The 12011-nt window shown below is 71.1% G+C and carries 10 protein-coding genes; 7 read left to right on the forward strand and 3 right to left on the reverse strand.

From position 1 onward, the window contains the following. Positions 1-6: 6 nt before the first annotated feature. Positions 7-2937, reverse strand: coding sequence for an insulinase family protein (locus BQ7106_RS09840; RefSeq protein WP_072374945.1), 2931 nt, complete (start codon positions 2935-2937; stop codon positions 7-9). A gap of 174 nt (positions 2938-3111) precedes the next feature. Between BQ7106_RS09840 and BQ7106_RS09845 the strand changes: the two genes are divergently transcribed. Beyond that, the gene (locus BQ7106_RS09845; protein ID WP_240307480.1) at positions 3112-4053 is read left to right on the forward strand and encodes a DMT family transporter; all 942 of its coding nucleotides are present in this window, start codon (positions 3112-3114) and stop codon (positions 4051-4053) included. Between the two features lie 47 nt (positions 4054-4100). Here the strand turns inward: BQ7106_RS09845 and BQ7106_RS09850 are convergent, their stop codons facing one another. Next, positions 4101-5186: a coiled-coil domain-containing protein gene (locus tag BQ7106_RS09850; RefSeq protein WP_072374952.1), complete on the reverse strand. Its 1086-nt coding sequence runs from the start codon at positions 5184-5186 to the stop codon at positions 4101-4103. Between the two features lie 186 nt (positions 5187-5372). Next, positions 5373-5834: a universal stress protein gene (locus BQ7106_RS09855; RefSeq protein ID WP_072374955.1), complete on the reverse strand. Its 462-nt coding sequence runs from the start codon at positions 5832-5834 to the stop codon at positions 5373-5375. Between the two features lie 199 nt (positions 5835-6033). Here BQ7106_RS09855 and BQ7106_RS09860 point away from each other — a divergent pair, with 199 nt between their 5' ends. The 6 genes from BQ7106_RS09860 to BQ7106_RS09885 all read left to right on the forward strand — a co-directional run bounded on the left by BQ7106_RS09860 (position 6034) and on the right by BQ7106_RS09885 (position 11897). Continuing rightward, positions 6034-6963, forward strand: a complete 930-nt coding sequence (locus BQ7106_RS09860; RefSeq protein ID WP_072374957.1) for an undecaprenyl-diphosphate phosphatase — start codon at positions 6034-6036, stop codon at positions 6961-6963. 19 nt (positions 6964-6982) lie between these two features. Then, entirely contained in the window at positions 6983-8482 is a 1500-nt protein-coding gene (locus tag BQ7106_RS09865; RefSeq protein ID WP_072374960.1) for a D-alanyl-D-alanine carboxypeptidase family protein, read from the forward strand. A 70-nt stretch (positions 8483-8552) separates the two neighbouring features. Beyond that, positions 8553-8999, forward strand: coding sequence for a low molecular weight protein-tyrosine-phosphatase (locus BQ7106_RS09870; protein ID WP_072374963.1), 447 nt, complete (start codon positions 8553-8555; stop codon positions 8997-8999). A gap of 73 nt (positions 9000-9072) precedes the next feature. After that, positions 9073-10098 (forward strand): alpha/beta hydrolase, encoded by a 1026-nt coding sequence (locus BQ7106_RS09875; protein WP_072374966.1) that lies wholly within the window; start codon positions 9073-9075, stop codon positions 10096-10098. Positions 10099-10894: 796 nt separating this feature from the next. Beyond that, positions 10895-11329, forward strand: a complete 435-nt coding sequence (locus tag BQ7106_RS09880) for a PTS sugar transporter subunit IIA (RefSeq protein WP_072374970.1) — start codon at positions 10895-10897, stop codon at positions 11327-11329. 70 nt (positions 11330-11399) lie between these two features. Then, entirely contained in the window at positions 11400-11897 is a 498-nt protein-coding gene (locus BQ7106_RS09885; RefSeq protein ID WP_072374973.1) for a PTS sugar transporter subunit IIB, read from the forward strand. Positions 11898-12011: the final 114 nt, after the last annotated feature.

The following is a 12011-nucleotide window of genomic DNA, read 5'->3' on the forward strand; positions in this document are numbered from 1 at the left end:
GGCGCGTCATCGGACGAGCTCGGTGACGGCGTCGAAGGGGACGCCGCTCGCCTCGACGGCCTCCCGGCCGCCGAAGACGCAGATGCCGGTGGGCGCGGACTCGTCCGCCAGCGTCGCCGCGAGCGCGCGCAGATCGTCGGCCGTGACCGCGAGCTCCTCTGCGCGGACGGCGTCGCGCCAGCCGGGCCGCTTGCCGCCGAAGCGGGCGACGTCCTGGCGACGCGCGAGCTGGCGGGGCTTCACCGGCGCGTCGTGGGAGGCGACGGTGGCGACGACGTAGCCCTCGAGCTCCTCGCCCGTGCCGTCCCAGGAGGCGAGCCAGCCCGCCGCCCCGTCGTAGCGCTCGAGCGTCGCGTCGATGTTCGGGTCCCGGAAGCTCCAGAACGCGCGCAGACCCTCGCTCGTGCGCCTGAAGCCGCAGCCGTAGGCGCCGCCCTTCACGCGCACCTCGTTCCAGAGGTAGTCGTAGGAGAGGGCCCTCGTGGCAACCTGCCAGCAGCCGATGGTCCCCCGGTCGAGTGCGCTGCGCCCGCTGCCGCAGACCACGTAGCTCACGTCGGAGGGGATGAGGAAGGCTTCGTTGCGCGGAGCGGGGGAGGGGACCGCGAGCCGCCTCGCCGCGTCCCCGCCCGCGCCGAGCCCGAGCGTTCCGCCGGCCTCCCAGAAGCGCGCGCGGTCGTCTGCGGAGCCGGTGAAGCTCACGGTGACGCCGTCGGCGACGAAGACGCGCGCGGCGAGCTCAGAGAGCCGAGCGGGAAGATCTGGGCTGCGCAGCTCCCAGGAGTCGAGCAGCTCGCGCAGGAAGAGGTAGTACTCGAGCCCGGCCATGGCGCTCGACGCCACCGCGGCGGATGAGAAGTACGCGTTGGCACGCGCGGCGGCCGCGGTGTGGCCCGAGCTCACGAAGTACTGCTCGAGGGCGACCCGACGCTGCGTGAGAATGTCGCGCACGCGGCCGAGGTCGTCGAAGCGCGTGGTGCCCCACACCTCGGAGGGCAGCTCGGCGAGCGCGCCGACCTTCTCGCTGAGGGAGGAGGCGCCCACCACGAGCGCGGGGGCGGCGTAGGTGGGGTCGTCGTCGCGGGAGTAGGTCTCGGTGAAGAAGTCGAGCCCGCCGAGGCTCGCCTCGACGGCCGTGTCGAGGTCGGAGGCCGAGTGGCGCTCGGTGTCGAGCTTGCCGAGCAGGTCGGTGAGGACGCCGACCCACGGCAGGTCGGAGAAGTCGAGGCCGCGCAGGTCGAAGTAGTGGTAGACGTAGGCGATGCCATGGGTGTCGAGCTCGTGGGCGATGCAGGGCAGGGGGGCCTCGACGTCCTCGGGCGCCGCCTCCGGCGCGGGCGGCTCGACGTCGGCCACGGAGAGGCGCGGCAGCGTGGCGAGTGCCTCCGGCGCGTCCGGCGCCTCCTGCTCGGCGCGCAGCGCGGCGACCTCGGCCCGGACGGCCTCGAGGTCCTTCTCGCCCATGGTCGCGCGAAGGCGCGAGAGCTCGGCGCCCTCCTCGGCGGCGTCGCCCCCCTCCACGGGCACGATCTCGACCTCGGCGCAGTGCTCGCTCTCGCAGACGAGCTCGCGCAGCAGGCGCTCGAAGTAGTCGCCCTCGAGACCGGCCTTGAGCTCGGTGAGCGCGTCCTCGTAGCGCAGGTAGTCGAGGGGCCGGTCATCGTCGTAGAGCCAGCTCGACATCGCGGCGATCGAGAGCGCCACGCCGTCGGGGTAGCCGCCGAAGTCGCCCTCGCGCAGGTTGAACTCGGCCTGGGCGAGCGACGCCTCGAGCTTGTCGCGCGGGATGCCGGACTCGGCGAGCTCCGCGCAGGTGTCCTCAACGAGCCCGCGGAACCTCTCCCCGGCTCCCTCGGCGAGGCCGCGCAGGACGAACATGGCCTGGGGCTGCGCCACGCCGTCCGCGAGCATGGCGCTGAAGTCGTCGGCGAGGCCCGCGTCGAGGACGCGGCGCTTGAGCGGGGCCTCGTTGGATCCGCAGAGCGCGTCGAGAAGGACGTCGACGGCGAGCACCCTCGTGCGGTCGCCCGCGGTGCCCAGTACGTAGGAGAGGCCGATGGTCGAGTTGCTGGGCGCCGTCGCCATGGTGACCACGCGGCGCGCGGGGCGCACCGGGGCCTGGAGGAGGAGCGGGTTGGGCGCGCCGGCGCCGCGGTCGGTCGCGGCGCGGAAGCGCTCGTCGACGAAGGCGAGCTCGCGGTCGATGTCGAGGTCCCCGTAGAGCACGGTGTAGCTGTTGGACAGGGCGTAGTGGCGCGCGTGGGCGTCGAGGAACGCCTCGTAGGTGAGGGTGGGGATGGCGCGCGGGTTGCCGCCGGACTCGTGCCCGTAGGCGGTGTCGGGGAAGAGCGCGCGGCTGAGCTCCTGGTAGAGCACGTCCTCGGGGTCGGAGAGCGCGCCCTTCATCTCGTTGAAGACCACGCCGTTGTAGGAGAGCGCGCCGTCGTCATCGACCTCGAGGTGCCATCCCTCCTGCTCGAAGATGCGCGGGCGGGCGTAGATCGCGGGGTGGAGGACCGCGTCGAGGTAGACGCCCATGAGGTTCTCGAGGTCGGCGACGTTGGTTGACGCGACGGGGTACATGGTCTTGTCGGGGAAGGTCATGGCGTTGAGGAACGTCTGCATGCTGGTCTTGAGCAGGTTGACGAAGGGCTCCTTCACGGGGTAGGCGTCCGAGCCGCACAGCACCGAGTGCTCGAGGATGTGGAAGACCCCGGTGTCGTCGGCGGGAGGGGTCCTGAAGCTGATGGCGAAGGAGCGGTTGGTGTCGGCGCAGGCGAGCCACAGGGCACGGGCGCCGGTGGCGTCGTGGCGCATGAGGTAGGCGCACCCGCTGAGCTCCGGAACGACCTCCGCGCGCGTGACGGTGAAGCCGGCGTGGCGGGTGCCGGCGGCGAGCGCGGGGTCGGTCTGGGCGAAGCGGTTCTGCTGGGTCATGGGTCCTCCTTGGTGGCGTTTTCTGTGACAGTGTACCCCGTCGCCGGCGCGCACAGGGGACCGTGCAAAGGGGACAGGCACTTTTGCACGTTCGAACGCGTGCAAAAGTGCCTGTCCCCTTTGCACGAGAGGTGGTAGGCTATCGCGGGCAAATCCGGAGTGGGGGAGGAACACGTGGCCGACAGCATCCAGCCGAGCGAGGGCAGCCAGCGGGGCGAGCGCGATCTTGACCGCCGGCGCCGCGTGCGGCGCGGCATCGTCGCCACCCTCGTGGGAGGCACGTTCTGGGGGCTCAACGGCACGGTCTCCAAGTGGCTCATGGACGCCTACGCCATCGACCCGCTCTGGCTCGTGTGCCTGCGCGAGCTCACGGCGTGCTGGCTCTTCCTCGCCGCGGCGGCGGTGACGGCGCGCGGGCGCGAGCAGCTGCGCGGGGTGTGGAGAAGCCCGCGCGACCTCCTCGCCATCCTGGGGGTGAGCCTGGGCGCCATCCTGTTCTCGCAGGTGGCCTACCTCGAGGCGATCGACTGGACCAACTCCGCCACGGCGACGATCATGCAGAGCCTGGGCATGGTGATCGTGCTCGGCTACGTCTGCGTCAGGATGCGCCGGCGCCCGCGCAGGCGCGAGCTCGCGGGCGTGGGCCTGGCGCTCGTGGGGACCTACCTCGTGGCGACGGGGGGCAACCCCGGTCAGCTCAACCTGCCCGCCGAGGGGCTCGGGTGGGGGCTCGCCTGCGCCGCCGCGGCCGCGTGCCTCTCCATCCTGCCGGCGGGGCCCATGGCGCGCTGGGGCAACTTCACGGTCAACGGCCTGGCGTTCCTCTTCTCGGGGGTCATCCTCGCCGCGGTCTGGCGGCCCTGGGAGCACATGCCCGCGCTCGACCTCACCGCGGTGGCGGTCCTCGCGGCATGCGTGGTGGTGGGGACCTTCGGCGCCTACGCGCTCTACCTCCAGGGCGTGCACGACGCCGGCTCGATGCGCGCGAGCCTGCTCGGGACGATCGAGCCGGTCACGGCGACCATCGCCACGGTCGTGTGGCTGGGCACGCCCTTCTCGCCCGCGGAGATCGTGGGCTTTGTCCTCATCATCGTGATGGTGTACCTGACGGCGTAGGGTCGCCACGCCCGCCGTCGGGGTCGTCCCGCGCGTCGGGCCTCGCCCTAGATGCGCTCCATGTTGGCGAGGACGCTCGCGTACCAGTGGTCGGCGTTGGGCGGGCAGTACTTCTTCGCGGCGGCGTAGGTGAGCTGCCCGCCGTAGCCGGACGCGAGGCCGGCCACGTGGTCCCAGATGGCCTCCTCCCAGCTGTCCCAGCTCGAGCTGCCCCAGCCCCAGGCGTTGTGGGGCAGGAAGCAGTTGCGGCCCTGGGAGCTCTCGACCATGGAGATGGCGGGCGAGAAGCGCGGGTCGACCCCGTACTCCCACGCGGCTTCCGCGAACGTCGCGCCCTGACCGGCGAGCGGGGAGCCCGCGAGGTAGGCGTCGATGCGGGACGACCACTCGGAGACGAAGGCCTGCTTGTCGGCGCCCCAGTCGACCTCGCCGGGGTCGGGGCTCTCCGGGATCTCCACGGGTGCCTCCCCGCCCGACTCGGTGGTGAAGGTGTCGTCCTGGCCGCTCGACTCCTGGGCCGCCTCGAGCGCGGCCTGGCGCTCGGCGGCCTCGGCTGCGGCCTGGGCGGCGATCTGGTCCTCGAGCTCGCTGCGGGCCTCGTTCGCCTGCGCGAGGGCGTCCGCGGCCTCCTGCTGGGCGGCGCGGGCCTCCTCGACCTGGGCGTCGAGCGACGCCTGCGCGAGAGAGAGCTCGTCGGCGAGCGAGACGAGCTCGCTCACGGCGTCGGTGTTGCGGGACTGGATGATGTCCAGGTACTGGACCGTGGACACGAGCTCGAAGAAGTCGTCGGCGGAGAGGAGCAGCTCGACGAGGCTGCCCGATCCCTGCTGCATCTTGTAGAGGGTGCGCAGGGAGTCCGTGGCGCGCTCCTGCATCCCGGGCAGCTCGCGCTCGATCTGCTCGATGCGATCGCGGTTCTCGGCGATCTGGTCCTCGAGCTCGCTCACGCGGGCGGTCGCCTCGTCATAGGCGGCGTTGCCCTCCTGGATCTTCTGCTGGACGCTCTGCAGCTCCTCGACTGGGTCCGCCAGCGCCTCCGACGGCGCGAGGGCCGGGAGCGAGAGGGCTGCTGCAATCGCGCACGCGGCAAGGCCGGCGGCCCTCCGCGCGCGCTGCGTTGTCTCGGGCGTCAAGAACCACGACCTCCTCTGGACGCGTGGGCATTTTGCGCAAGTATTCAAGCCTTTCCATAATAGTCGGCCTGGCGGGAGCACACCTTTCCTTCATGACTTGTTCCAAAAGGCGCCCCGCAGCTCGGGGGCTGCGGGGCGTAAGGTGGTCGTTCGCTGCGGCCCGTCGGGCCCGGCCCGACGGTTGGGCTACTTGACGATGAGCGTGTCGCACTCGGTGTTGCGCGTCAGGAACGTCGAGATGGAGCCGAGGATGGCGTACTTGATCGACGAGAGCCCGCGCGCGCCGCAGATCACGAGGTCGGGCTCGATGACGTCGAGCATCTCGTCCTTCAGGGTCTCGCGGATGCGACCGGAGCGCACGATGACCTCGACCTTCTTGATGTAGGGGTTCGCCTCGGCGGCGGCGACCTTGGCGGCTATGGAGTCGCGGAAGGTCTTCTCGAGGGAGGGCACGATGTCGACGGGGAAGGTGCCGGCCGCCTCGAGCGCGGTCGAGTCGATGACATAGCCGACGTAGAGCTCGGCGTTGTCGTTGGCGGCCATGACGATGGCGCGGTCGAGCACCTTGTCCTGCTGCTCGGACCCGTCCAGGGAGACGAAGATCTTGTCGTAGCCGAGGTCTTGGTAGGTGGTGGCGGTTTCGGCCATGGTGGCTCCCTTCTCGCGTGCCCGCGGAGGTGTTGGCGGTGTTTCGCGGACTGCCTCACTTATGCCCCGCGGTCGCTCGGCCTTGCCGCTCGACTCGCCAAACGGCATAGTTTTTCGGTGGGGAGGAGGCTCCCGCGCATGCGGGTAGTCGGCTCCCGCGCGATGATGGTATGGTTTTGCCAGAGGGAGGGAGAAGGACGTGGATCTCATCGAGCTCGCTAAGGCCGCGGTCTTCGGCGTCGTCGAGGGCGTCACGGAGTGGCTGCCCATCTCCTCGACCGGCCACATGCTGCTGCTCAACCAGTTTCTCACCATGGACGTCTCCGAGGAGTTCTGGAACATGTTCCTCGTGGTCATCCAGCTCGGCGCCATCCTCGCCGTGTGCGTGATCTTCTTCGGGCGCCTCAACCCCTTCTCCCGGAAGAAGGACCGGGGGCAGCGGCGCGATACCTGGGCGCTCTGGGCCAAGACCGTCGTCGCGTGCCTCCCCGCCGCCGTCATCGGCATCCCGCTCGACGACTGGATGGAGGCCAACCTCGGCAGCCCCTTCGTCATCGCTGCCGCGCTCATCGTCTACGGCGTGGCGTTCATCGTCATCGAGACGGCGCGCGAGCGGCGCGCCGAGCGTGTGGCCGCGGAGCTCGCCGCGCGACCGGCGCCGAGGCACCTCGCCGCGCCGGAGCCCGCCGCGCTCTCGCGCTCCGAGCTCGCCGACGCCGGCGCGCGCGTGCAGAGCCTCGAGGAGCTCGACTGGAAGACCGCCATCGGCATCGGCCTGTTCCAGGTCCTCTCCATCGTGCCGGGCACCTCGCGCTCCGGCTCCACGATCATCGGCGGCCTCATCCTGGGCTGCAAGCGCACCGTGGTGGCCGAGTTCACCTTCTTCCTCGCCATCCCCGTGATGGTGGGGGCGAGCGGCCTGCGCCTCGTGAAGTACCTCCTCGCGGGCAACGTCCCCACGACGATGGAGCTCGCCGTGCTCGGCACGGGGTGTGTCGTCGCCTTCGTGGTCTCGCTCGCGGTCATCCGCTTCCTCATGGACTTCGTCCGCCGTCACGACTTCAAGCCCTTCGGCTGGTACCGAATCGCGCTCGGCGTGGCGGTCATCGCGTGGTTCGCGCTGCACTAGACGCAAGAGAGAGGTGCGCATGAAGACCCAACACACCGCGCGGGCGCGCCTGGCCCTCGCCCTGGCCCTCGCGATCGGGGCGCTCTGCCCGGCGCTCGCCGCCCCCGCGCCCGCCAACGCCGACGAGGCCGCGGGAAGCGAGGCCGCCTACCTCGCCTCGGAGCCCCCCGAGCTCGCCTCGCCCGCCGCTCTGCTCGTCGAGCCGTCGACGGGGACCGTCCTGCTCGAGAAGGACGCCGACGCGCGTCGCGAGCCCGCGTCGACCACCAAGGTCATGACGGCGCTCGTGGTGCTCGAGCACGCCGACCTCGACGCCGAGGTGACGGTCGAGGAGTCCGACTTCGACGAGGTCACGCCCGAGAGCTCCGTGGCGGGGCTCGTGGCGGGGGAGACGCTGAGCGTCCGCGACCTTCTCGCCTGCCTGCTGCTGCCCTCCGGAAACGACGCCTCCTACGTGCTCGCCCGCTACGTGGGCGGGGACTGGCGGAGCTTCGTCGACATGATGAACGCCAAGGCGTCCGAGCTGGGCTGCGCGGGGACGCACTTCGCCAACCCGTGCGGCCTGCCCGACGACGACCACTACACCACTGCGCGCGACCTCGCCACCATCATGGAGGCGGCGCTCGCGTACCCGGAGTTCCGCGAGATCGCCGGGTCCGCCACGTGGGACCTTCCCGCGACGAGCGGCAACCCCGCGCGCACGCTCGAGACCACGGTCCAGCTCCTCGACCCCGAGAGCCCGGTGTACATGGGCGAGGGCGTCGTCACCGCCGGCAAGACGGGCTACACCGACGACGCCGGCCGCTGCCTCGTGGCAAGCGCGGAGAGCGACGATATGACCCTCGTGGGCGTGGTCCTGGGCGCGTCGGGCTCCGCCGACGCCGAGGGCGTCACCGACAACTTCTACGACATGCGCTCGATGTTCGAGTGGGGCTTCGGCGCGTGGCAGCTCGGGGCGGTCGTGAGCTCGGGCGACGTCGTGGGCGCGGCCGACGTCGAGCTCTCCGACGACGGCGAGTCCGTCGACGCGGTGGCGACGTCGGGCGTCGAGGGCGTGGTCCCGCGCGGCACGACGCTCGCGGACCTCACGCTCACGCCCTCGTGGGAGGGGACCGACCCCGAGACCGGGGCGTTTCGGGCCCCGCTCGAGGAGGGCCAGGCGCTCGGGACGGTCGACGTCGCGCTTGACGGGCGCTCCCTGGGCACCGTCGGCGTGGCTGCCGCGCGCGCCATGGGCCTCTCGATCCCCGCGTTCGTGATGTGGTGGCTCTCCGACCCGGTGCACGCGGCGATCGCGGTGGCCGCGACGGTGGCCGCGTTCGTGGTCATCGGGCTCGTCTCGTCTGCGATTCGTCGCCGCCGCCGCACCCGCACGCGCTACCAGATGGCCGTCGGGCAGCGTCACCGCGTGGAGCCCGGCACCGGCGGCAGGAGGCTCGACCTTCCGTCGACGCCGCGGCAGGGCCGTCGCGCGCCCTCGCGCGGGGGCAGGCACGCGGGGCGCCACGCGAGGCGCTAGGGACGCTCGGCGGCCGTCCGACCATCGCCGGGGACGGCCCGCTCTCGAGCCGGACGAGTCTGGAGGCACCATGACCCGCATACTCTTCGTCTGCCACGGCAACATCTGCAGGTCGACCATGGCCCAGTTCGTGATGGAGGAGCTCGTGCGCCGCGCCGGGCGCGAGCGCGAGTTCGCGATAGACTCCGCCGCCACGAGCTCCGAGGAGCTCGGCAACCCGCCGCACCACGGCACCGTGGCCAAGCTTCGCAGGGAGGGGATCCCCGTGGGCGGCCACCGCGCCCGGCGCCTGCGTCGCGACGAGTACGCGGACTGGGACCACATCATATACATGGACGCCGAGAACGCCCGGGGCGTCGAGCGCATCCTCGGGGAGGACCCTGACGGCAGGGTGAGCCGCCTGCTCGACTGGGCGGGCATCGGGCGCGACGTGGCGGACCCCTGGTACACCGGGGACTTCGACGCGACCTACCGGGACGTCCTCGCCGGCTGCGAGGCGCTCCTCGCGGCGCTGTAGCGACCGCCCCTCGTCCCGGGGGGTGCGTCGCCCCGGGTCCCATCAGCAGACAGGCGTCGTCGAGAGGAGACCCATGAGCAAGAGGAGCGTGCTGGCCTCGCTGCTGGGCGCGGCTCGGGGGCTGGGCGCCGCGGCGCTCGTGCCCCGGCTCCTGCCCATGGTGCTGGGCCCGCAGCGCGACCTGGGGTCCGAGGAGCTGGGCCCGTACCTGGGAGGGGGCGGGGACGCGCGCGTGCGCGAGATGTCCCCCGGCCTCTCCGAGCGCGAGGGGCAGGTCATGGAGTGGGACCGCGCCGAGGAGGCCGAGCGCACCTGGCGCTGGCTCCAGGGGCTGCCCGTGCGCTTCGAGGACGTCGAGACGGCCTCGGACGACGGGACGCGCCTCGCCGGGCACGCGCTCGCGTGCTGCCCGGGCTCCGCGCGCTGGCTCGTCTTCGCGCACGGCTACCACGACAACTGGCGCGCCGGCCTCACCTACGCGAGGCGCTTCTGCGAGGCGGGCTTCAACCTGCTCCTCGTCGATCTCCGGGCGCATGGGGCGAGCGGGGGAGACTGGGTCGGCTGCGGGTGGCTCGACCGGCGCGACCTCGTGGCGTGGGCGCGCTGGGTGGCGGCCCGGGCGGGCGAGGGGGCGAGCGTCGTGCTCATGGGCATCTCCATGGGGGCGGCGTCGTGTCTCATGGCCTGCGGCGAGAAGGACCTCCCCCCGCAGGTCCGCGCCTGCGTCGCGGACTCCGGGTACTCCGACTTCCTGAGGGTCGCCGAGGTCGTGGTGGGCACGGGGTCGCTCGGGACGCCGCCGGTGCCCGCCCACCCGATGCTCGACGTGGCGCGCCGGCGCCTCGCCCGCGTGCCGGGCGGCTACGACCTCGCGCTCGCCCGCCCGGCCGACGCGCTCGCCCGCACGCGGGTGCCGGTGCTTCTTGTCCACGGCGAGGGGGACGCCGTGGTGCCGGTCTCGATGGCCCGCGAGCTCGCGGCGGTGGGCACGGGTCACGAGCTCATGACGTTCGCCGGCGCCGGGCACTGCTGCGCGGTGTTCGCCGACCCGGGCCGCTACTGGGACGGCGTGCTCGGCTTCGTGGGCCGCTGGGCGTAGGTGGCGCGGCGGCGGCCGGCGCTCCGGCGTCGCGGCGGTCGCCGGCGCTCCGGTGCAGAGCTTTTCTCGCTCGTTGCGCGCGAGGCCGGCGGCGCGCATAGAAAGTGCCGCGCGTACGCGCTCCGCGGTGCGCTCGGCCGCGGCACTCCTCCCGACCGCTTAAGTTTGGTCCGCCGCTGCGGGGATCGGGTTCTTCTCGCTTAGCAAATCCCGCTCGTATGGGCGCTGCGGCCGAGGGAGGCCCCCGGACGCGTCAGCATGTCGGCCGCGGGGCTCATACGGGCGACGATTCCTGTGCGGCGAGACGGAAGAATCTGCAACGGCAGAGAGTTTCTAGGCATCCTCCAGCGAAGCGAGCGGCTGAGAGCACTCCGGGGCAAAACCCGCGCGCACTTCTATGCGCGCCGGTGCGGCATTTCGCAAGGCGAGAGAATAGTTAATCGCGCGCCCGGACGAGGGGAGCCGTGTCCGCCCGAGGAGCCGCGCCCTCCCACGGTGGCCGCGTCCGCCCGACGGCGGCTCCGTCATCCGCGTGCCGCACCGTTTTTCTCGCCTAGGTCGGCCGCTCGGGTGCCACGGCTGAGAAAAGGCGCAGGTCGAGAGCGCTTCTCGCTGATTATTGCATCCCGAAATAGTTGCCAAAAAGAATAGTTGCTACCGTTAACCGAAGAATAGTTACCGCTGACAACCATCTGATTGTGTCGCTAATAGTTAACAAGGACAATCAGTTTCAGCGAAAACCTCAGACGGCGCGGCGCCTCAATGCTGCGGCGTGCGCCACGGGAAGGAAGGCATCATGCGGTATCTGCTCCTGGTCAGTCACGGAACCTTTGCGCCCGGCCTGCACAGCGTCCTCGACATGCTCGTGGGAAAGCGCGAGGACATCTTGAGCTGCAGCCTGCGCGACGGCGAGGGCGCCGACGAGTACGTCTCCGAGCTCGAGGGCGTCATTTCGCCGATCACCCCCGACGACCGCGTGCTCGTCCTCGGCGACATCATCGGCGGGTCCCCGCTCACCAACGCGCTCAACGCGCTCGCGGCGCGCGGCCTGCTTTCCTGCGCCCGCGCCTTCGGGGGCGCGAGCCTGCCGATGGCGCTCACGGCAGCGATGGACCTGCAGGCAGCCGACGAGGACGCCCTGTGCTCTTCGATGCTCTCGGAGGGCCAGGCTGCCATGAGCGAGATGGCCCTCGACCTTGGCTCCGGCGAGGACGACGAGGAGGACCTCTAGGTCCGCTCCGCACGGCACAGACGGCGGGCGCGCCCGCCGAAGGATAGCACTCCGACGAGAGGAGAAGAACATGGCTGTTTCGTTTGTCCGCATCGACGACCGCATGATCCACGGCCAGACCGTCACCCGCTGGGCGCTCGAGTACCCCTGCGACGGCATCATCGCCGTGAACGACGCCGCGGCCTCAAACCCCGTCCTCAAGAGCGCCTACAAGAGCGCGGCTCCCGACAAGAAGACCTTCGTCTGGACGATGGAGCACTTCAAGGAGAAGGCACAGACCGTCCGCGACTCCAAGACCCGCTACTTCCTCATCACCAAGAACCCCGTCGACATGGCCGAGATCCTCGTGGAGTTTGGCTTTGTTCCGGACGACGTCAGGACCGTCATCGTCGGTCCCTGCAACGACCGCCCCGGCACCACCAAGATCGGCAACAACCAGTCCATCACCCAGGAGGAGGCGGAGGCCCTCGAAGCCATCTCCAAGAAGGGCTACGTCGTCGACTTCCGACTGATCCCCGACAAGGAGACGGGAACTTGGGACAAGTTCCGCGGCCAGTTTGGCTTCTAGGAGCCGGACCCGCGCCTGACGGCGGGCCTCGCCCCCGCCAGGTCCCTGCGTTGCTTCTGCGGCGACAGACCCGGGAGTCGCCGCGTCTGGCAAGCAAGAGCCCCATGGGGACCA

Origin of the sequence: Thermophilibacter mediterraneus, from assembly GCF_900119385.1 — a bacterium.
GTDB classification, from domain to species: Bacteria; Actinomycetota; Coriobacteriia; order Coriobacteriales; family Atopobiaceae; genus Thermophilibacter; species Thermophilibacter mediterraneus.